Below are 21,160 nucleotides of genomic sequence, written 5' to 3'. Positions count from 1 at the left end.
CCTGAACATGGCCAGCGAATCCAAATTCTCTATCAGCCTGCCCGACGATCTGCGCAGCGAAGTAGACGATTATGCGACGCTGACGAGACGCTCGCGCGCCTTCATCATCAAGGAAGCTGTGGCCGCCTATGTCGGCGACCAGCAGGCCTATCTCGCCAGCGTCCGCGAGGCCGAACGCGAGGCAGATGAAGGCACCTTCGTGCTGGGCGAAACCGTGGCGGATTGGCTCGCGTCATGGGGTTCGGACAGTGAACTGCCAGCTCCCCAAGCAGGTGCCGCCGAGACATGACGCTACGCATCCTTCCCCGCGCCGTCCGCTATCTCGCCGAGCTCCGTACCACTATTGCCGCTGATGATCCCGAAATGGCGCAGAAGGTCGGCGAACGCATCATCAAGGCGCTCAGGCTGATCGAGGAACGGCCTGACATCGGCCGTCCCACGGCCGGCCGCGAGTCGGTTCGCGAATGTGCTGTGCCCGACCTGCCCTATTTCATTCCCTACCGCGTCAAGGACGGCAACATCGAGGTGCTTCGCGTCTATCATACGCGGCGCAACCGCCCGCCGCAGTGGCCGACCACCCTGTGATCCCCACCCATACGCCCTATGACGGCACCTCGAAACCTTTCGCCATTGGACTGAAGGCCTTGGGTGAGGTCGCCAAATTCGCGGTCGTCGCGCTTCTTGGGGCATGGGGCATTGTACTGGCATTCGCAGCCCTCATTTATGCAACGACATGGAACCCGCCCTACGACGACTCAAATCCGAAATACCGATTTCTCACCCAGCAAATCGAGGAAATCGCCGAGCGATGGTCCAATGGCGACTACGGTCGCAACATCATCGACTTAACCCTGTTGAATGACGGAAACTGGACCACCGCCTGCGTCTATGGAGGCTACAACAACCCTCTGAGCGAGATGATTGCCCGAGGCGCGACTGTCAGCTCGGCAAATAGAGCGCGACTGAGCGAGCTTGGAGACATGGATTTTCGGTTGTCCCAAGTCGAAGAATCCGAAGCTATGATCGCCTTTGTCGACAAGTCCAACGAAGCGCACTTCATCCATCTCGGCTACGGATTCGGTCCGAACGGGCAACATCTCAAACAGTGCACCTCGCGCACGAACCCCAGTCTCGAGCTGTCGTGAACGTAAACACAAGCCTGCCCACGCATACGCCCTATGACGGCACCTCGAAACCTTTCGCCATCGGACTGAAGCAGGCGCAGCCGCGCGACTGGATCGAGCTCGACGAGCATCTCGAAGCCTATCTCGCGGAAAAGGACAAGCTCTACACGACTATTCCCGACAAGGTTTTCGTCGCCGAGCCTGAGACGCGCGCGGCCCAGCAGGAGGTGCTCGACCTTATGCTCGCACATCTGGTCGAGCGCTATCCTGAGACCTATTGCCTCGAAGGCGGGCGCTGCGTCATCGCAAGCTCCGGCCGCTCCATCGACGTCGCCAATACCGGAAACAACCCTTTGATCGCGGCCTCGAAGCTCGTCCAGGAAGACCTTATCCTGATGCGCCAGGGCGAAAATGGCTGGCGGCTGGCTGCCGGTTCGCTGTGCTTCCCCTCGTCATGGCGGCTCACCGAGAAGTTCGGCAAGGCGATCCACGACATCCACGGCCCGGTGCCCGGCTTCGGCCCCGGCACCCGCATGGCCGAGCTGATCGCGCGCATGTTCGACAAGCTCGCGGTGCTGGTCGAACGTTTCAACTGGTCGATCCAAGCCGACGGCGCACTCTACCACCCGCTCTCCGATCGCCAGCGTCTGGCCCGCTCGCCCGAAACGGATTCAACCTTTCCCGGCGCTGATGCTGCGGCCCACGCCTTCATTCGCGTCGAGCGTCAGACGCTGAGAAAGCTGCCCGTCTCAGGCGACATCCTGTTTACGATCCGCATCTATCTCGATCCGCTGGCAGTGCTTGCGCGCACCCCTGACAGGGCGCAACTGGCCACCTCTTTCGCCGAACAATTGATGGCGCTCGACCACGAGCAGCTCGACTACAAGGGCCTCACGGCCGACCGCGACAGGCTGGTCGGTTTCCTCAACGGCATCGCCTCTGCCGGCTAACAATAGCGGCATAACGTCCGCTTCCTACTGCATATGGGAAGCCGGATTCGCTTTATTGTGACAAGCATGTATGGTTTAGCCGTTGAAGCCGGGTCAATTGGGGCCCGGCTCTTTTAGTGTGAGAAGGAGTGCCATAAAAAATGGCGAATGAAAAATGGCCTGTGTACGGTGAGATTACTGGTCCTGTTGTGATGATCGGCTTCGGCTCGATTGGTCGCGGAACGCTCCCCCTCATTGAACGCCATTTCAAGTTCGACAAGTCGCGCATGGTGATTATCGATCCCAGCGACGAGAACCGAAAACTCGCGGATGAGCGTGGCATCAAATTCATCCAGGAGGCGGTAACCAAGGACAATTTCAAGGAGCTTCTGACGCCCCTGCTGACCAACGGCGGCGGCCAGGGCTTCTGCGTCAACCTCTCGGTCGACACCGGTTCCGTGGAGCTCATGCATCTGTGCCGCAAGCTCGGCACGCTCTACGTCGACACCGTCATCGAGCCGTGGCTCGGCTTCTACTTCAACAACAGCGCCGACAATGGCGAGCGCACCAACTACGCGCTGCGTGAGACGCTTCTGGAAGAACGGCGCAAGCACCCGGGCGGCACCACTGCCGTTTCGACCTGCGGCGCCAATCCGGGCATGGTCTCGTGGTTCGTCAAGCAGGCGCTGGTCAACCTGTCCAAGGATCTGGGCCTTGAGTTCGAGATCCCCGCGACCAACGACCGCGAGGGCTGGGCCGCGCTGATGAAGAAGGCCGGCGTCAAGGGTATTCACATCGCCGAGCGCGACACCCAGCGTACCAAGAACCCCAAGCCGATGAACGTGTTCTGGAACACCTGGTCGGTCGAGGGCTTCATCTCTGAAGGCCTGCAGCCGGCCGAACTCGGCTGGGGCACGCACGAAACCTGGAAGCCCAAGAACGCCAAGAAGTTCAAGAAGGGCAACAAGGCGGCGATCTATCTCGAGCAGCCGGGCGCCAACACGCGCGTTCGCAGCTGGTGCCCGACACCTGGCCCGCAATACGGTTTCCTAGTCACCCACAACGAGGCGATCTCGATCTCCGACTTCTTCACCGTACGCTCGAAGAAGGGCAAGGTGACCTACCGCCCGACCTGCCACTACGCCTACCATCCCTGCAACGACGCTGTGCTGTCGCTGCACGAGATGTTCGGCGCCGCCGGCAAGGCACAGCCCGTCCATCACGTGCTTGACGAGAACGAACTCGTCGACGGGTCGGACGAGCTCGGCGTGCTGCTCTATGGCCACGACAAGAACGCATACTGGTTTGGCTCGCAGCTGACACTCGAACAGGCGCGCAAGCTTGCGCCTTACCAGAACGCCACCGGCCTGCAGGTGTCTTCCGCCGTGCTCGCCGGCATGGTCTGGGCTCTTGAGAATCCTGAGGCCGGCATCGTCGAAGCCGACGAGGTCGACTACAAGCGCTGCCTTGAAGTGCAAAAGCAGTATCTCGGGCCGGTCAACGGCTACTACACCGACTGGACGCCGCTCGAAGGCCGCCCCGGCCTGTTCGAGGAGGATCTCGACAAGGAAGATCCATGGCAGTTCCGCAACATCCTGGTGCGCTGAGCGCCAGGACTTGAAAACGAAAAGGGCGCCAAACGGCGCCCTTTTTGTTTGATCGATTGGAAGCTGAGGCTACTTGCGCAGTTCGGCCTCGATATCGTCGAGCGCTTTGTCCTTGCCGATGCCGGTCAGGAAAGCGAGCCCCTTGATCACTGGAACCGTCACCGACGCCGAGATCGGCGTCGTCGAAACGATGAGATCGACATTGTCGGCGAGGCTCGGCACTTCGGTTGCCTTGCATTGCATGGCGTTGAAGGTCAGCCCGCGCGACTTCATGGCTTCGGTGACGGCGGCGTTGACCGCCGTCGACGTGGCGACGCCGGTGCCGCAGGCAAAGAGAACGGTCTTCTGTTTGGCCATCTGATATATCCCTTGCTGTGGCTAGCCGATCACCGCGGCGATGTCTTCGAACGTCTTGGCGTTGCTGAGGCTAACAAGTGCTGCCTCGCTCTGGATCGTGTCCATGATTTCCTGAAGCATGTCTATCTGCTTGTCCTTGTCATTGATCGCAAGGAGAAACACGAAGCCAACCGGGACCGCCTCGTCGGGGTCTTCCATGTTGGCGAAGTCGACCGGCTTGTGCAGCACCGCCAGCGCGATGCCCGGCTTCAGCACATGTTCGGGGTCGGTGTGCGGGATGGCAACGTTGAGGGCATAGCCGAGCGGCAGGCCCGTCGGCATCGTCGTTTCGCGCTTCACCACAGCGTCCGCGTAGGTTGCCTTGACATAGCCGAGCGTTTCGAGCTTGCCGGCCAGCAGGCGGATGACAGCTTCGTTGTCTTGCGCCTCGACCCCCAGGGCGATGGCTTGGGGGTCGAGGAAATTCATCAGGGCTCGCGCCATTCAAACACTCCAGTATCCGAGACCGGCGGCACGCGCCGCCGGTTCGGGTTGTCGATATCAGGCGTTGACCGTAGCCTTCGCGCGGATGGCAGGAGCTGCCTCTTCGGCTTCGTCCTCGGCACCTGCAGCACGCTCCCAGGCCGCGCTGTTGCGGCGGTAGAGGACAAACAGCAGGGCGATCACCGCAGCGATCAGCACCAGGCCGGCGATGGCAAGGCCCTGGATCGCTTCGATGATCACGTAAGGGATCCACAGGAAGCCGTCGACGACAGAGGTGATCTGCACAGCATTGGCCGGCATCTCGAAGCCGGACGAGACGGCAGCGCTGGTGAACAGCGGCGCCAGCGCGTTGGCGACATAGAAGCCGAGCGCCAGCGTGACGGTGCCGACGATGACCATGCGGAAGACGTTGCCCTTGAGCAGCGGTGCCGTCATCGCCACGATGAACGGAATGACCGCAAGGTCAGCGAACAGGATGACGCGGTTGCCTGGCAGGATGATCGACAGCACGATGGCGATCGGCACCAGGATCAGCGACGACGAGATCGCGGCCGGATGACCGATCAGGATCGCCGAGTCGAGGCCGACCAGCAGTTCACGGTCGCCGGTGCGCTTGCGCACGAACTCCTGCGCCGCATCAGAGACCGGCAGCAGGCCTTCCATCAGGACCTTGACCATGCGCGGCAGCAAAAGCATCACGGCGGCCAAGGTCATGCCTGTGGTCAGCACCTTGGACAGCACCGTGCCGAAGTCGCCGGCGTTGTAATAGGCGATCAGGCCGAGCACGAGGCCGATGATCAGGCCAAGCACCACAGGTTCACCGAAGACGCCGAAGCGCTTTTCGATGGTTTCGGTCGAGATGTTGATCTTGTTGATGCCGGGAATGCGGTCCATGACCCAGTTCAGCACGATGGCGATCGGCAGGATCTGCGCGGACGCCAGATGCGGCACCGAAACGCCGGGGATACCGTAGAACTGCTGCACGGCGCGTGCAGACCAGTCGGCGAACAGCAGCGCCAGGGCTGCGACCAGTGCGGCAACTGCCAGGCCGTAGCCCAGGCTGCCGGTGGCAGCGGTGGCCAGCGAACCGACGAAGGCGAAGTGCCAGAAGTTCCAGACGTCGACGTTGAGCGTGCGCGTCCAGCGCAGCAGGAGCAGCGCGATGTTGACGGCGATGCCGATCGGAATGACCCACAGGCCGACGGACGAACCGAAGGCGATGGCCGCAGCCGAAGGCCAGCCGACATCGACGATGTCGCGCTGGATGCCGGTGTTGGTGACGATCGCCTTGGCGACGTCGCCGATCGATCCGAGCATCAGCCCGAGCACCAGGTTGATGCCGATGAAGGCGACGCCGATGGTGATGGCGGCGCGGAACGCCTTGCCCACCTTGGCACCAAGAACCACAGCGATGATGAAGATGACGATGGGCAACAGAACCGTTGCTCCAAGCGTGTCCACGGCCGCTTTCAGGCCGGTCAGAAACGAATCCATTTTGCCTCCCCAAGGCGTCTAAGCTGCTCCAGGCGCATCCCTAGCCTAGAACATTTGTGTTTGACGATATACGAAAGTTGCATCGTTTGCAAAAACTGTCAATCTGTCCATGCTGTCCCGGTGGTCCAACGGGCGGGCAATTCGGCCACAGTTGGGGCCAATTCGCAGTTGCCTGACCGACGATGACGGCCGGCAAAGCCTTGCCTTGAAAGCAAAATCGGGCGATTGAAGGCTGCGGACTGAGGAGAGGATTCTTTCATGACGACTTCGCGCAAAATTGCTTCGGCCGGAGTGCTTGCCTTGCTTGCGGCCGCCATTGCCGGCTGCTCGACCAGCGGCGGCGGATCTTCGGGCGGTGGTGGCATGAGGCCTGCACCGTCAGGCGTGGAAGGTGCATGGCTCGACGCCAAGGGCACCGGGCTCTCCACCTTTGCCGCCGGCTCGTTCCAGACGGTTGCAACCGACACCGGCCAGAAGCTGTCGGACGGCACCTACATCCTGACCGGCGCCAACTCGGTGCAGATCAACGGCACCTCGCTGATCCGCCAGTCGCCGATCAGCTTCAACTGCCTGCTGATCTCGGCCAACCAGTTGAACTGCACCAGCTCCGCTGGCCAGCAATTCACCCTCACCAGGCGCACCGCCTGAGCTAAATCGGCGCCCGCTACGGCGGGCGCATCGGCTTGCTGACCTAACCGGTGCGGTCGCCGGTTTCAGTACCGGCCAAGCCGCTGCCAGCCGACAGGTAAGACGGCTACGAACTGCCGATTCTCCCTTGCATCCGAAAATTCGGAATGTGAACATGGCCCCAAGGAATGTGTAACATTCCGGTCAAGCGAAGACGCTAAACGTCTCGCGGGGGTCATTCGGGAGATTTCATCATGAAGAGATTGGCTGCCATTGCGGCTTTGTCGGCTTCGGCATTCGGCTATTCCGCCGTGCCGTCATTCGCCGACTACACGTTGACCATCATGCATATCAATGACTGGCACAGCCGCATTGAGAGCAACAACAAGTTTGAATCGACCTGTTCCGCTGAAGAAGAAGGCAAGGGCGAATGCATCGGCGGTGCCGCGCGCCTGGTCACTGCCATCGCCGAACAGCGCAAGAAGCTCGAAGGCCAGAACGTTCTGCTGCTCAACGGCGGCGACAACTTCCAGGGTTCGCTGTTTTACACCACCTACAAGGGCGCGGTTGAAGCCGAGTTCCTCAACCAGATGAAGTTCGACGCCATGACCGTGGGCAACCACGAGTTCGATGACGGCGAAGAAGCACTGGTGCCCTTCCTGGAGAAGATCCAGTTCCCGGTCCTCTCCGCCAACGTCCACCCCAATGCCCAGTCCAAGGTCGGCGACCGCATCAAGCCGTCGCTGGTGCTCGAGGTCGGCGGCCAGAAGGTCGGCATCATTGGCGCCGTCACCACCGATACGCCCGAAGTCGCCTCGCCCGGCCCCAACATCGCCATCGAAGACGACATCAAGACGATCACGGCTGAAGTCGAAAAGCTGAAGGCCGAAGGCGTCAACAAGATCATCGCGCTGACCCATGTCGGCTACCCCCGCGACAAGGAACTGATCGCCAAGATCCCCGGCGTTGACGTGGTCGTCGGCGGCCACTCGCATTCGCTGCTGTCGAACACCGACGCCAAGGCCGAAGGGCCCTACCCGACGATGATCGACAACCCCGACGGCTACAAGGTCCCGGTCACCCAGGCTGCGTCCTACTCCAAGTATCTCGGCGAATTCACCGTCACCTTCGACGACAACGGCGTCGTCAAGGAAGCCAAGGGCGACCCGATCTATCTCGACAACTCGGTCAAGCCAGACGAAGCCGTGCTCGCCCGCATCAAGGAACTCGGCGCGCCGATCGAGGAGCTGAAGAACAAGGAGGTCGCCGAGACCACAGCGATCATCGACGGCAGCCGCGAAAGCTGCCGCGCCCGTGAATGCGAGATGGGCAACCTGATCTCCGACGCCATTCTCGACCGGGTCAAGGACCAGGGCGTCACCATCGTCTTCCAGAACGGCGGCGGCATTCGTGCTTCGATCGACCAGGGCGTGGTCACCATGGGCGAAGTGCTCACCGTGCTGCCGTTCCAGAACACGCTCGCCACCTTCCAGCTTTCCGGCAAGGACATCGTTGCCTCGCTTGAAGCAGGCGTCAGCGAGATCGAGGAAGGCAAAGGCAAGTTCCCACAGGTCTCCGGCCTGAAGTACGCGTTCGACAAGTCGGTCGCGGCCAATGCCGGCCGCGTCAAGTCGGTCGAGGTGATGGATGGCGGCGCCTGGAAGCCGATCGACGAAGCCAAAGTCTACACGGTTGCGACCAACAACTACGTCCGCCAGGGCGGCGACGGCTACAAGCTGTTCGCTTCGAATGCCACCAACGCCTACGACTACGGTCCGAGCCTCGAGCAGGTGGTCGCCGACTATCTCGCCAAGAACCGTCCGTTCACGCCCAAGCTTGACGGCCGCATCACCGAGATCGCCGCGACGGTTGCTGCGGCACCTGCCCCGGCCGAGCCGGCAAAACCCGCCGAAGCAGCACCGGCAGCAACCGCCGAAGCCGCACCGGCAACGCCGGCCCTGCCGAGCGCTTCGGGCGAGATCGCCAACACGCCACCGGCCATCGAGCCGGCCAAGCCAGCCGAAGCGGCAGCACCTGCGGCAGCTGAACCGGCGGCTGCGCCGGCCGCCGGCGGCAAGTCGCACACCATCGCGCGCGGCGACACCTTCTGGGATCTCGCCAGGACCTATCTCGGTGACGCGACCAAGTGGCAGGCCATCGCTGCGGCCAATCCGGACGCCAAGGCCGAGGACCTCACCATCGGCGGAACGCTTTCGATCCCGTCGGCAAACTGATAGGGCTTTCCGGCCTAAGCAAGCCCGCCCGGCCAACCGGGCGGGTTTTGTTTTTGGGTGCGGCCAGACGCGACATTGAACACCGGCGCCTTTCAATTAGGTATCCCGCGTAACGGAGACACCGAATGAACCTGACGACCACAATCGACGAGAAATCGGCCAAGGCGCTCGGCCCATTCCCCAACCCTCACCCTGCCGTGCGCAAGGGCAAGGTCGGCGTTCTCCTGGTCAATCTCGGCACGCCCGACGGCACCGACCAGAAGTCGATGTGGCGCTATCTCCGCGAATTCCTGTCCGACCCGCGCGTCATCGAGATGCCGAAGCTGCTGTGGTATCCGATCCTCTACGGCATCGTGCTCAACACGCGGCCGAAGAAGTCGGGCGAGAACTACAAAAAGATCTGGAACACCGAGCGCGATGAGTCGCCGCTGCGCACCTACACGCGTGCCCAGGGTGAAAAGCTCGCCGAAGCGCTGCGCGACCTGCCCGATGTCGTCGTCGACTGGGCCATGCGTTATGGCAATCCCTCGACCGAAAGCGTGACCAAGAAGCTGATCGCCCAGGGCTGCGACCGCATCGTTTTGTTCCCGCTCTATCCGCAATATTCGGCAACGACGACGGCAACCGCCAACGACCAGTTGTTCCGCGCGCTGATGAAGCTGCGCGCCCAGCCGAGCATCCGCTCGGTACCCGCCTATTACGACGAGCCGGTCTACATCGAGGCGCTGGCGCGCTCGATCGAGCAGCATCTGGCCAAGCTCGAATTCGAGCCCGAGGTGATTCTCGCCTCCTATCACGGCATCCCAAAACCCTATTTCGAAAAGGGCGACCCCTATCATTGCCATTGCGTGAAGACGACGCGGCTTTTGCGCGAGCGGCTTGGGATGAGCGACAAGAAGCTGATGAGCACTTTCCAGTCGCGCTTCGGCGCGCAGGAATGGCTGCAGCCCTATACCGACAAGACGGTGGAACGGCTGGCCAAGGAGGGCGTCAAGTCGATCGCCATCGTCAATCCAGGCTTTTCCGCCGACTGCATCGAGACGCTGGAGGAAATCGCCGGCGAAAACGCCGAGATCTTCCACCATGCCGGCGGCACCAACTTCTCCCACATCCCCTGCCTCAACGACAGTCCGGAGGGCATGGCGGTGATCGAGACCATCACGCGCCGCGAACTGATGGGCTGGGTCTAGCCGCCGCGGGCGGAACCTCCATCGGCGCGCGGCGTTGAACGCGGGCCAGGGAGACCGCCCTTTCATGACCCGCAAGCTCGACCTCAGGACCGGACGGCCCGTCTGGTACGCCTATCGCGCACCCTCCGTCCCGGCGGGCAAACTCACCCGTGACATCAAGACCGACGTCGCCATCATCGGCATGGGCATCAGCGGCGCGATGATCGCCGAAGCATTGACCGATGCCGGTCAGTCGGTGGTCTGCATCGACCGGCGCGGGCCGTTGCTCGGCTCGACCGCGGCGACCACCGCCCTTGTCCAGTTCGAAATCGACCAACCGCTGTCGAAGCTTGTCCACCACATCGGCCGCGAGCGCGCCGAACGCGCATGGCGACGTTCGCGGCTCGCCGTCATGAATCTCAAGGCGCGCATCGACGAACTCGGCATCCGCTGCAACATGGAGTCCAGGACCTCGCTCTACCTCGCTGGCGATGTGCTGGATGCCGAGGCACTGCGCGATGAGGCCGAAGCGCGGCGCCTTGCCGGCATCCACGCCACTTATCTTACGATGCCTGAGCTGCACGAGCGGTCCGGCATCCGGCGCAGGGGCGCCATTCTCAGCCACGACAACCTCGCACTCGACCCGAGAAAGCTGACCGCCGGGCTGTGGCGCAAGGTGCTGGAGCGCAAGGGCCGCTTTCACGCCCCCGTCGAGGCCGTCTCCGTCAAGGCCAGCCGCGATGAGGTCGTCGTGACGACGGCTGGAGGCCCGACCATCACGGCCAGCCATGTCGTGCTGGCGACAGGCTACGAACTCGTCGCCGACCTGCTGCCTGCCACCGACCACAAGATCATCTCGACCTGGGCGATCGCGACAAGGGCGCAGAAGCAGGCGCTTTGGCCCGGCAGGCATCTGATCTGGGAAGCGTCCGACCCCTATCTCTATCTGCGCGCGACAGCGGACGGACGGGTGATCTGTGGCGGCGAGGACGAAAATTTCACCGACGAAGCGCGCCGCGACGCCCTGATCGCAGAGAAGACGGATCGCATTTCGAAAAAGTTGAAGCGGCTTTTGCCTGGGCTCGATACCAAGCCGGCATTCGCCTGGGCCGGCTCGTTCGGCACGACGCCGACCGGCCTGCCCTATGTCGGTACCATTCCTGGCCACCCGCGCATCCACGCGGCCATGGGTTATGGCGGCAACGGCATCACCTATTCACGCATCGCTGCAGAGATCGTTGCCGCCACCATTTCCGGCCGCAAGGATACCGACGCCGAGCTGTTCGCCGTCCAGCGTTGAGCCAGACGACATTTCTGGGTTGCTGTGTTGTGTCGCCGCCGAAACGCCCGTAAGTCTTCAGCGCATATGGCGCGACTTGTGAATCGCGCACTCAACTTGCGGGGGATTTTCGCATGGGCTTCAGCGGCTTCGATATCGTCATCCCGGTACTTGTCGTTCTCGTGCTCCTGGTGCTGTTCGCCGGCATCAAGACCATCCCGCAAGGCTACAACTACACTGTCGAGCGTTTCGGCCGCTACACCAGGACGCTGACGCCCGGCCTCAACCTGATCATCCCCTTCATCGACCGCATCGGCGCCAAGATGAACATGATGGAGCAGGTGCTTGATGTGCCGACGCAAGAGATCATCACCAAGGACAACGCGATGGTCGCCGTCGACGGCGTCGCCTTCTATCAGGTGCTGAACGCGCCACAGGCCGCCTACCAGGTCGCAGGCCTGCAGAATGCCATCCTCAATCTGACCATGACCAACATCCGCACCGTCATGGGCTCGATGGATCTCGACGAGCTGCTGTCCAACCGCGACGCCATCAACGAGCGGCTGCTGCGTGTCGTCGACGAAGCGGCGCACCCATGGGGCATCAAGATCACCCGCGTCGAGATCAAGGACATCAACCCACCGGCCAACCTCATCGAGTCGATGGGCCGCCAGATGATGGCTGAGCGCAACAAGCGCGCCCAGATCCTCGAGGCCGAAGGCATGAAGCAGGCGCAGGTGCTGGAAGCCGAGGGCCGAAAGGAAGCAGCCTTCCGCGACGCCGAGGCCCGCGAGCGCTCCGCCGAAGCCGAAGCCCGCGCCACCCAGGTGGTGTCGGAAGCCATCGCCAAGGGCGACGTCCAGGCGATCAACTACTTCGTCGCACTGAAGTACACCGAAGCGCTTGCCAAGGTCGGGACGGCCAACAACAGCAAGCTTGTCCTGATGCCGATGGAGGCATCGTCGCTGATCGGCACGCTCGGCGGTATCGGCGAGATCGCCAAGGAAGTGTTCCGCGACGGCGGCACCGCAGGCGGGCAGCGCCAGGCCGCGCGCACGCCAAGGATCCCACCCGAGCAGGGCTGAACCTCCTCGATCCGGACTTGGGGTGAATTGAGGAACCGCACATGATCGCACGCATCGTTGCCGAACTCGGTCCCTGGAACTGGATGCTGCTCGGCTTCATCCTGTTGTGCCTCGAGATCTTCGCGCCAGGCGTCTTCCTGCTGTGGATCGGCATCGCCGCGCTGATCGTCGGCGCGGCGTCGCTGCTGCTCTGGGACGCTGCGTTCTGGACCTGGCAGGTGCAGGTCCTGGTCTTCCTCGTGCTGGCGCTCGCCGCAGCCTATGTCGGCAAGAAAATCGTCCGCGACCGCGAGACGGCATCCGACCAGCCGCTGCTGAACCGTCGTGGCGCCCAGATGATCGGGCGCACGGCGACGCTGTCCGAGCCGATCAAGGAAGGCCGTGGCCGCATCAAGCTCGGCGATACGACATGGCGGGTTTCCGGCCCTGATTTGCCGGCAGGCGCGCAGGTGCGTGTCATTGGTGCCGCAGACACCGACTTGGAACTGGTGGTCGAGCCGGTCTGAGGCTGGTCCGCCACCTGCACCCGGCTGCCTTGCAAGGCCGCAGACTTGACCAGACAGCTGCGCCCAATTATTAGACTGAACAATCTAATAATAAAAGAGAGCGCGGATGCGCAAGGTCGACCCAGAAAAATTCGAGGCGCGCAAGCAGCAGATCCTGGATGCGGCCATCAGCTGTTTCACCAGGAAGGGCTTCCACGGCACCTCGACAGCGGAAATCTGCGCCGAAGCGGGCATGAGCCCCGGCAACCTGTTCCACTATTTTCCGACCAAGCAGGCGATTATCGCTGCGATCGTCGAGCAGGACCGCAGGGAGACGGCCGCCTATTTCGCACAGATCGACCAGAGCCAGGACCTGTTCGACGCGATCCTCAAATTCATGGACATCGTGCTCGAACTGGCTGCCGATCCCGCCTATTCGAGCCTAGCCCTCGAAATCGCCGCCGAAGCGATGCGCGACAGGCAGATCGCCGCGCTGGTTTCCGCCCACGATGCCGAAATGCAGGCGTCGCTCAGCGTGATGTTGCGCGACGCCGCTTCGCGCGGGCAGATCGATGCCACGCTCGATCCTGTCGAAGCCGCCCGCTGGGTCGGTGCGCTGATTGACGGCATATTCGGCCGCATCGCTGTCGACCCCGGCTTCCACCCGCTCGAACAACGGACAAATCTGCACCTGCTTCTGACCCGCTTTCTCCGGCCGGGGGCAAAAGTGTCCGGCAAGGCAGATCGGGAACAGACCGTCAAAGCCTGAAGCAGCAATCCCGAAAAGCGAAACCGAAGGAAGCTGCGATCAGCAGTTGAGCATTCATGACAACCTTGCGCCTTGCCAGAACGCGTGGGCCCTTTGCCGGGCTGCAACTGGCCAGCATCGTCTTCAATCTCGGCAATGCGATCACCGCGATCGTCTACCCCTGGCTGGTCTATGACCTGACCGGCAGCGCCAGTTGGATGGGTGTCATCGCCTTCATGACGCTGACCCCGGCAATCGTCGGCAGCGCCTTTGGCGGGCTTGTTGCCGAGCGTCTTGGCATACGCCGGACGGCCATACTCGCCGCCTGTTTCGGTACTGCCGCCGCCGTTGCGGCCGCCCTGCTCCACAGCCTGGACACACTGACGATCGGCCTGCTGGTGACGCTCGCCTTGTGCGGCGCCATCCTGGACGGCCCCGGCGGCGTGGCGATCGAGGCCCGTGTTCCCGAAATCGCGCGGCTGGCCCGGATGCCGTTGCTGCGTGCCAACGCCATCGACGATCTCATAGACAGCGGTGCTGCCATCGTCGGGCCGGCGATCGCCGCCGTTTTGGTGGCTGTCGTCGACACGCAGGCGCTGCTCTGGATCATCGCGGCAATCAATGCAGCAGCAGCCATGCTGGTGATGCTGAGCCTGCCGCAGTTCCGCCTGCGGCAGGCGTCATCGGCGGCGACCGCCGAGTTCAGGGCGGCCCTGCGCATCATCTTCGGATCGGTCCGGTTGCGAACGGCCCTGCTTCTGGCGAGCGTCGGCACCGGCACCTTCGTGGCGATCGAAGCAGTGGCCCTGCCCGCGATCCTGCGCAGCGAGGGCCAACCGGCTTCAGCACTTGGGATCTATCTCACCGCCGCTGCAGCAGGTGCGATTACGATCAATCTTGCCTTGGCAGCACTCGGCCGCAGCCCCAGCCTGCGCAACGTCTTTGTCGCAGCGTTCATCGGCCTTGCCGTCGGCGTCGTCATCCTTGCCATCGATCGCTCTATGCCGATGCTCATTGCATCAGGTGCGGTGCTGGGCGTGGCCGCGGGCCCGCTTTCGCCCATTTTCACCACACTGCTGCAGACCAGCGCGCCAAAAAGCCTGCGCGCCCATGTGATCGGCGCGTCGATAAGCCTGATCCTGGTCGCGGCACCGGTCTCCGTCCTTGTCGTCGGCACAACCCTCGACCTGTTTGGCGCAACGGCCGTGCTCATCTCCTGCGCCGCAGTGCTTGCGGCCTGCGCAGTCATTGCCGCGCTCGCGCTGGGGCGCGACGAAGCGGGCGGCACTTCGGACGAATAGGCGATGCCGTCAGGCGCGGGTCAGGCAGCGCCGACCCTGAGCAGGTCGTGGAAGTGGATGATGCCGACAGGCTTGTCGCCTTCGACCACCGGGATGGCGCTGATGTTGTGTTCGTTGAGCATCGCCGTCGCCGTGCCCGCCAGCATCTGCGGCGGCACCGTCTTGGGCTGCCTGGTCATGATGTCCTCGACATTGGTCTCGGCGAGATTGCGGTCGAGATTGCGCGCCAGGTCGCCGTCGGTGACGATGCCTGCAAGCCTGCCCTGTTCGTCGACGACAACGACGCAGCCGAAACGCTTCTTGGACAGCGTCTTCACCGCTTCCGGCATCTTGGTGCCGATTGCAACGATCGGCATTTCGTCGCCCTTGTGCATCAGGTCGCCGACCGGCATCAGGCTCGCGCCGAGTTGGCCGCCGGGATGGAAGGTGCGGAAGTGATCGGCGGTGAAGCCGCGCGCTTCGAGCAGAGCCACCGCCAAGGCGTCGCCGACGACAAGCTGGAGCAGCGTCGAGGTCGTTGGCGCAAGACCGTGCGGACAGGCTTCGGGCGCGCGCGGCAATGACAGCACGACGTCGGCCTGGCGCGCCAGCGCCGAAGAATCGCCGGCGGTCAGCGCAATCAGCGGAATCGAAAAGCGTCGGGAATAGGCAACGATGCCCTTGAGCTCGGCTGTTTCGCCCGACCAGGAGAGGGCGACGATCGCATCTTCCTTGGTGATCATGCCGAGGTCGCCGTGGATGGCTTCCGAGGGGTGGACGAAATAGGCGGGCGTTCCGGTCGAGGCGAAGGTGGCCGCAAGCTTGGAGCCGATATGTCCACTCTTGCCGACGCCGGTGATGATCGCCCGACCGCTGAGTTGGCCCAGGATCGAGACAGCCTTGGCGAAGGGCTCGGCGAGCGGGCCTTCCAGCGCTGCGACAAGCGCAGCGATACCGGCCTGCTCGATGGTGACGGTGCGGAGCGCGGAGGCGATCGACGCCTGCCCGTCCGGCTCTTTTTTCAGCGATCCAGCGTGCATGGCGATGCGTTAGCGCGTCGGCGTGCGGCTGTCCATGATTATCCGCCCAAAACGGGGCGTCTGAGGGCGTGCAGGAAACGCTCCGTTAACCATGGCGATTTACCAGTTGGTAAGTGCGACGCCCTTGCGTCGGCGAAGCAGTGGGAAAGATGGCGCAGATCAGGCCGGAGCATCGGAAACGGAATACTGCACTTCGCGTCTTGCTGGCGACAGCAAGCGTGGCGACGCTGCTGTGCGCTCCGCTCCATGCGCAGGAAATCGGATTGCGCGGACCGGTTGGCGAAGACGACCTCAACAACACCCTGCTGCTCCACAAAAGGCGCCCCACCGCCGAGCCGGAACAGGCCCAGGCACCGACCTACCAACCGGTCAGCCCCGGCGCGATCCCGACTCAGGCCGACGCCGAAGCCACCGATCTGTTCAGCGAGCCGCCCAACGCCGAAAACGCGACAGGCTCCTCCTCGTCATCCGCCCGTCCGCCGACCACCGCGCGCCAGCGTGCCCGCGAGTTACGCGCGCGGCAGGCCGGCACCACCACGCCCTCGGCCGCCGAGACACCGGCCACGCCGGTGACCGACGAAGAGCTGACCACCGGCACCGTGCGCCAGGGCACCGTCGATTCCGAGACGGAGATCGAAAACGGCCCCGAATCCGAGCGCCAGCGCGCCATCGAAGGCCGCCGCCCGCAGCCGGACGCAGACCCGTTCGAGCCGACCGGCATCCGCTTCGGCACCTTCGTGCTCAAGCCGAGCCTCGAACAAGGCATTACCGCCACATCGAACGCCGATTCGAGCTCCGGCGGAAAATCGGCGGTCCTGTCCGAGACGACACTCAGGCTGAATGCCGCATCCGACTGGGAAAACCATTCGGCAACGATCGACGCATACGGCAACTACCGCAAATCCATCTCCGGCCAGGAGGTCAAGGATCTCAGCGGCGGCATCGACGGACGCTTGCAGCTCGACTTCGCCGACGACCTGCGCGCCCTGGCGCGGCTCGGCTACAGCATGCGCCCGGAATCGACGTCGTCGCCCGTGGTCATCTCCGGCACCGCCGAACGGCCGACCCTGCATACACTCAGCGGCGCGCTCGGTGTCGAAAAGGATGTCGGCAAGCTCCGCTTCGGCATCACCGGCGAAGTGGTCGACGAAAGCTACAGCGACGCCGAACTCACTGACGGCACCACGCTGTCGCAAAAGGACCGCGACTCCAGACTCTATACCGGCAAGGTCAGGGTCGGTTACGAGGTCTCGCCAGCGTTCACGCCTTTCGGCGAGGTCGAATTCGGGCGCAGAGTCTATGATCTGCGCTTCGACACCGCCGGTTTCGAGCGCTCATCCAAGCGCACCGGTGCCCGCGCCGGTGTCGAGATCGACTTGGGCGAGAAGTTCGGCGGCGAAATCTCGGCCGGCTGGATCTCGGAGGACTTCGACGACGACCGGCTGAAGACGGTTTCCGCCGCAACGATTGCCGCCGACCTCAAATGGTCGCCGATGCGCGGCACGATCGTCGGCCTGACCGGCGAAACCCTGGTCGAAGGATCGACCACCGCCGGCGACAGCGGCTCGGTGCTTTACAACGGCCGCCTCAGCGTCGAGCGGCAGATCCGTTCCAACCTGACCGCCTTCCTGGCCGGCGGCGTCGGCTATCGCGACTATGCCAGTTCCAACGACCACGAACTCAGGCTGAGTGCCGAAGCAGGCCTGACCTGGTGGCTGAACCGCTATGCCGGCCTCACCGGCAAGCTGCGCCACGAGACCTTCGACAGCACCCTGTCCAACCGCGATGCCAAGACCAACAGCGTGTTTGTCGGGCTGAAAATCCAGCGCTAACCTGTTGCAGGCAAGCCGCTGATACCGGATGCGGCCACCTTCAAGGCCGCCTCCCCCTGCCCCGAATACACCTCGCTCATGATCAGATCGGCAAGCGGCAGCCGGCGGGCCCAGCCATGCCGCTCCAGATCCGGCTTTTCCGCGAACTCGCTGACATGGCCGACGCAGAGATAGGCCACCGGCACGACGTGATCAGGAATGCCGAGCAACTGCTTCAGCGCGTCGCGCTCGAGGATGCTGACCCAGCCGACACCCACGCCTTCGGCCCGTGCGGCGAGCCAGAAATTCTGCACCGCGCAGACGGTACTGAACAGGTCCATCTCAGGATTGTGCCATCGCCCGAGTGGGGAGCTTTCCGAACGGCTGCGGTCGCAGGTGACAACCAGATTGAGCGGGCTTTCGCAGATGCCTTCGAGCTTGAGCTTGCGGTAAAGCTCCCGCCGCTCCTCGGCGATCTCAGGCAGTTCCTGCTCACGCGCGGCGAAGAACAGGTCGCGGACCCGCTCTCGTCGGTCGCGGTCTCGGATGACGATGAAGTTCCATGGCTGCATGAAGCCGACCGACGGCGCGTGATGGGCCGCGAGCAAAAGCCGCGCCAGCACGTCGTCGCCGACCGGATCGGGCAGGAAATGACTGCGCACGTCGCGGCGCGTGAAGATGGCGCGGTAGACGGCATCCTGGGCGGCAAGGTCGAAACAGCCTGAAATGGCATTGATCTGGTCAGCAAGCATCGCATGTCCCCTGGCGAGCATATCGGTTGCCTCCGCCTGACCATGCGGAGGTCGATGTCTGCCGGGCCGGTCTTCTGGCTCGAGTTCAACCCGTCGTCGGCGCCTTCCCGTTCGACATGAACAGTGGCTTTTGCCGATACGGTCCCTCTTACAGCGTTGGGCACGCCACGGATTTGCACCGTGTTCCCGATTCTCCCGCATCGCTGCGGGCACCTGGCAGGATATTTCTAGCGGCAGTGGCAGCCGAAAGCCATCGCACCGTGCGTCCAATCCCGACGCACGGGCGACATCGAGCTACTTGCCCGATTTCATCTCGCCGAGAAGGCCTTCGATGACGCTGGCCATGCTCTTGCTGAGATCGGAGCGCGATAGGGCAAAGGCGACATTGGCCTCGACGAAACCTTCCGGCGAGCCGCAGTCGAAGGTACGGCCGCGATAGTGGTAACCGTAAAAGGACTGCATCTTTTCAAGCTTGAGCATCGCGTCGGTGAGCTGGATTTCGTCGCCGGCACCACGCTCCTGGTTTGCCAGGATATCGAAGATCTCCGGCTGCAGGATATAGCGGCCGTTGATGAACAGGTTCGACGGTGCCGTGCCCTGCTTCGGCTTTTCCACCATGCCTTCGATGGCGAAGCCAGTGTGGACGGACTTGCCCTTGCCGACGATGCCGTATTTGTGCGCCTCGGCCGGATCGCATTCCTGGACGGCGATGATGTTGTTGCCGGTCTCGGCATAGAGCTCGACCATCTCGCGCATGCAGCTCTTTTCCGACTGCATGATCATGTCGGGCAAAAGCAGCGCAAACGGCTCGTCGCCGACCAGCTCACGCGCGCACCACACCGCATGGCCAAGCCCGAGCGGCACCTGCTGGCGCGTGAACGAGGTCTGCCCCGGTCCCGGCTGCAGCCGCTGCAGGCGCTCCAACTGCTCGGTCTTGCCGCGCTGGGCGAGCGTGTCATAGAGCTCGAACTGGACGTCGAAATGGTCTTCGATGACCGCCTTGTTGCGACCGGTGACGAAGATGAAATGCTCGATGCCCGCTTCGCGCGCCTCATCGACCACGTACTGGATGACAGGGCGATCGACGACCGTCAGCATTTCCTTCGGGATAGACTTGGTGGCAGGCAGAAAACGCGTGCCGAGGCCCGCGACCGGAAAAACTGCCTTGCGAACTCTTTTCATTGCTGGTCGTCCGATGGAGGGATGTATCGGCCGCAGACTTTGCCACGCCCGAATTGATGAATACTGAATGCGTTCACATATTCGGCGACAGCGGGCAAGACCATTGATCACGCGATCTTGATTGTCCGAACAGCTAGGTGGACAATCCTTCAACCCGCTTTTCGTTCCCCAAGGGGTCTATGGTAAACTGATTGATAACCGGCATCGGCGATGAATCGATTTTCTGATCTCTCCAAGGAGGAAAGAATGCCCCTTCGCAAGACCGCCAAAGGCCTCGCAAGCGCCGCTGCAATCGCCGGCCTGTCGCTGGTATTGATGCTGCCGGCTGGCCCGGCGGCTGCCGAAGCCGGCTTCCAGCGCTGGGTGTCGAGCTTCCGCTCGGTCGCCGCAGACAACGGGATTTCCGGTTCGACCTACGACCGTGCCTTTCGCGGCGTAACTTCCGCCGACCCCGAAGTGCTTGAAAAGGCCCGCTTCCAGCCCGAATTCACCGCGCCCGTCTGGGATTATTTCGACAACCGCGTCCACGACCAGTCGATCACGGTCGGCCGCGAAATGGCGCGCAAGTGGAAGCCCTGGCTCGACCGCATCGAGGCCAAGTTCGGCGTCGACCGCTACATCCTGCTCGCCATCTGGTCGATGGAATCGAACTACGGCGAGATTCTCAAGAACGACAAGGTGATGCGCAATGTCGTGCGCTCGCTGGCAACGCTCGCCTATGGCGACCAGCGCCGGGCGAAATTTGCCCGTACCCAGCTGATCGCAGCCCTCAAGATCCTGCAGCGTGGCGACATCGACGAAAGCCATCTCGTCGGCTCCTGGGCCGGTGCCATGGGCCACACCCAGTTCATCCCGACCAGCTACCAGGCCTATGCCGTCGACGCCGACGGCAATGGCAAGCGCGACATCTGGAACTCCATACCCGACGCGCTCGCCACCGCTGCCAATCTTTTGAAGAAGAACGGCTGGCAGGCAGGCAAGACCTGGGGCTACGAGGTGGTGTTGCCCCAGGGCCAGAAGTTCCCCACGGGATCGCTGACGCTCGACAAATGGGCATCGCTGGGCATCGAACGCGCCAATGGCAAGGCCTTCAAGCGCGGTTCCGACGTCGCCACGCTCAAGGTGCCGGACGGCCGCGGCGGACCTGCCTTCCTGATGACCAAGAACTTTTCGGTCATCAAGCGCTACAACAATGCCGACAAGTACGCGCTTGCCGTCGGTCTTCTTGCCGACGAGATCGCCGGCTACGGTGGCCTTGTGCAGGACTGGAAACGGCCGTTCACCAAGCTCAGCTTCGAGGAAAAGCAGGAGTTGCAGAAGCGGCTGTCGGCGCATGGCTATTATGACGGCAAGAACGACGGCAAGATCGGCGAGGGTTCGCGCTCGGCAATCAAGGCATTCCAGGCACAGCTGGGCTTGACGCCGGACGGTCATCCGAGCATGGAAGTGCTGAAGTTCCTGCGGCGCAACTAAC

At 62.9% G+C, this 21,160-nt stretch carries 21 protein-coding genes and 1 riboswitch; of the genes, 15 read left to right on the top strand and 6 right to left on the bottom strand.

What is annotated here, in order from left to right:
• Positions 1-7: 7 nt before the first annotated feature.
• From IHE39_RS27450 to IHE39_RS27430, 5 genes are all read left to right on the top strand, one after another.
• On the top strand, positions 8-289 hold the full coding sequence (locus tag IHE39_RS27450; RefSeq protein ID WP_192568726.1) for a CopG family ribbon-helix-helix protein: 282 nt from the start codon (positions 8-10) through the stop codon (positions 287-289).
• Positions 286-585 carry a type II toxin-antitoxin system RelE/ParE family toxin gene (locus IHE39_RS27445; protein ID WP_067958394.1) on the top strand — a complete coding sequence of 100 codons (300 nt, stop codon included), beginning with the start codon at positions 286-288 and terminating at the stop codon, positions 583-585. Before IHE39_RS27450 ends, IHE39_RS27445 begins: the two co-directional genes overlap by 4 nt.
• Positions 567-1,145, top strand: coding sequence for a hypothetical protein (locus IHE39_RS27440; RefSeq protein WP_192568725.1), 579 nt, complete (start codon positions 567-569; stop codon positions 1,143-1,145). The genes IHE39_RS27445 and IHE39_RS27440 overlap by 19 nt, the downstream gene beginning before the upstream one ends.
• The gene (locus IHE39_RS27435) at positions 1,142-2,074 is read left to right on the top strand and encodes a heme-dependent oxidative N-demethylase subunit alpha family protein (RefSeq protein ID WP_192568724.1); all 933 of its coding nucleotides are present in this window, start codon (positions 1,142-1,144) and stop codon (positions 2,072-2,074) included. The genes IHE39_RS27440 and IHE39_RS27435 overlap by 4 nt, the downstream gene beginning before the upstream one ends.
• Positions 2,075-2,214: 140 nt before the next feature.
• A complete protein-coding gene (locus IHE39_RS27430; RefSeq protein ID WP_184769631.1) occupies positions 2,215-3,660 on the top strand; it encodes a homospermidine synthase in 1,446 nt (481 codons plus the stop codon).
• Positions 3,661-3,729: 69 nt separating this feature from the next.
• Here IHE39_RS27430 and IHE39_RS27425 read toward each other — a convergent pair whose 3' ends face one another.
• Genes IHE39_RS27425 through IHE39_RS27415 form a run of 3 tightly spaced genes read right to left on the bottom strand, consistent with a single transcriptional unit; the run spans position 3,730 to position 5,994 of the window.
• Positions 3,730-4,017 carry a PTS sugar transporter subunit IIB gene (locus IHE39_RS27425; protein ID WP_115730919.1) on the bottom strand — a complete coding sequence of 96 codons (288 nt, stop codon included), beginning with the start codon at positions 4,015-4,017 and terminating at the stop codon, positions 3,730-3,732.
• 21 nt (positions 4,018-4,038) lie between these two features.
• Positions 4,039-4,500 carry a PTS sugar transporter subunit IIA gene (locus tag IHE39_RS27420; RefSeq protein WP_192568723.1) on the bottom strand — a complete coding sequence of 154 codons (462 nt, stop codon included), beginning with the start codon at positions 4,498-4,500 and terminating at the stop codon, positions 4,039-4,041.
• 57 nt (positions 4,501-4,557) lie between these two features.
• Entirely contained in the window at positions 4,558-5,994 is a 1,437-nt protein-coding gene (locus IHE39_RS27415) for a PTS galactitol transporter subunit IIC (RefSeq protein WP_192568722.1), read from the bottom strand.
• 258 nt (positions 5,995-6,252) lie between these two features.
• Between IHE39_RS27415 and omp10 the strand changes: the two genes are divergently transcribed.
• From omp10 to IHE39_RS27375, 8 genes are all read left to right on the top strand, one after another.
• Entirely contained in the window at positions 6,253-6,642 is a 390-nt protein-coding gene (omp10, locus tag IHE39_RS27410; RefSeq protein ID WP_184769628.1) for an outer membrane lipoprotein Omp10, read from the top strand.
• Positions 6,643-6,875: 233 nt separating this feature from the next.
• Entirely contained in the window at positions 6,876-8,855 is a 1,980-nt protein-coding gene (locus tag IHE39_RS27405; protein WP_192568721.1) for a 5'-nucleotidase C-terminal domain-containing protein, read from the top strand.
• Positions 8,856-8,980: 125 nt separating this feature from the next.
• Positions 8,981-10,045 carry a ferrochelatase gene (gene hemH, locus IHE39_RS27400; protein WP_192568720.1) on the top strand — a complete coding sequence of 355 codons (1,065 nt, stop codon included), beginning with the start codon at positions 8,981-8,983 and terminating at the stop codon, positions 10,043-10,045.
• 64 nt (positions 10,046-10,109) lie between these two features.
• On the top strand, positions 10,110-11,324 hold the full coding sequence (locus tag IHE39_RS27395; RefSeq protein WP_192568719.1) for an NAD(P)/FAD-dependent oxidoreductase: 1,215 nt from the start codon (positions 10,110-10,112) through the stop codon (positions 11,322-11,324).
• Positions 11,325-11,437: 113 nt separating this feature from the next.
• A complete protein-coding gene (locus IHE39_RS27390; RefSeq protein ID WP_184769624.1) occupies positions 11,438-12,388 on the top strand; it encodes an SPFH domain-containing protein in 951 nt (316 codons plus the stop codon).
• A 41-nt stretch (positions 12,389-12,429) separates the two neighbouring features.
• Positions 12,430-12,894 carry an NfeD family protein gene (locus IHE39_RS27385; protein ID WP_192568718.1) on the top strand — a complete coding sequence of 155 codons (465 nt, stop codon included), beginning with the start codon at positions 12,430-12,432 and terminating at the stop codon, positions 12,892-12,894.
• A 106-nt stretch (positions 12,895-13,000) separates the two neighbouring features.
• Positions 13,001-13,642, top strand: coding sequence for a TetR/AcrR family transcriptional regulator (locus tag IHE39_RS27380; protein WP_192568717.1), 642 nt, complete (start codon positions 13,001-13,003; stop codon positions 13,640-13,642).
• A 56-nt stretch (positions 13,643-13,698) separates the two neighbouring features.
• Complete coding sequence (locus tag IHE39_RS27375) at positions 13,699-14,922, top strand: MFS transporter (protein ID WP_192568716.1); 1,224 nt, start codon at positions 13,699-13,701, stop codon at positions 14,920-14,922.
• A gap of 20 nt (positions 14,923-14,942) precedes the next feature.
• Here the strand turns inward: IHE39_RS27375 and IHE39_RS27370 are convergent, their stop codons facing one another.
• A complete protein-coding gene (locus tag IHE39_RS27370; protein ID WP_192568715.1) occupies positions 14,943-15,941 on the bottom strand; it encodes a KpsF/GutQ family sugar-phosphate isomerase in 999 nt (332 codons plus the stop codon).
• Positions 15,942-16,204: 263 nt separating this feature from the next.
• Here IHE39_RS27370 and IHE39_RS27365 point away from each other — a divergent pair, with 263 nt between their 5' ends.
• Complete coding sequence (locus IHE39_RS27365) at positions 16,205-17,773, top strand: outer membrane beta-barrel protein (RefSeq protein ID WP_343070136.1); 1,569 nt, start codon at positions 16,205-16,207, stop codon at positions 17,771-17,773.
• Here IHE39_RS27365 and bluB read toward each other — a convergent pair.
• Both bluB and galU read right to left on the bottom strand, forming a co-directional pair.
• A complete protein-coding gene (gene bluB / locus IHE39_RS27360; RefSeq protein WP_192568713.1) occupies positions 17,770-18,504 on the bottom strand; it encodes a 5,6-dimethylbenzimidazole synthase in 735 nt (244 codons plus the stop codon). The two genes, IHE39_RS27365 and bluB, sit on opposite strands and share 4 nt — an antisense overlap.
• A 47-nt stretch (positions 18,505-18,551) precedes the next feature.
• Positions 18,552-18,736: riboswitch (cobalamin riboswitch) on the bottom strand.
• Positions 18,737-18,798: 62 nt separating this feature from the next.
• On the bottom strand, positions 18,799-19,686 hold the full coding sequence (gene galU / locus IHE39_RS27355) for a UTP--glucose-1-phosphate uridylyltransferase GalU (RefSeq protein WP_184769617.1): 888 nt from the start codon (positions 19,684-19,686) through the stop codon (positions 18,799-18,801).
• Positions 19,687-19,932: 246 nt separating this feature from the next.
• Here galU and IHE39_RS27350 point away from each other — a divergent pair, with 246 nt between their 5' ends.
• A complete protein-coding gene (locus tag IHE39_RS27350) occupies positions 19,933-21,159 on the top strand; it encodes a lytic murein transglycosylase (RefSeq protein ID WP_192568712.1) in 1,227 nt (408 codons plus the stop codon).
• The last annotated feature ends 1 nt before the right edge of the window (position 21,160 follow it).

The organism is Aminobacter carboxidus (assembly GCF_014863355.1).
GTDB classification, from domain to species: domain Bacteria; phylum Pseudomonadota; class Alphaproteobacteria; order Rhizobiales; family Rhizobiaceae; genus Aminobacter; species Aminobacter carboxidus.
This window is presented reverse-complemented; position numbering and strand designations above follow the sequence as displayed.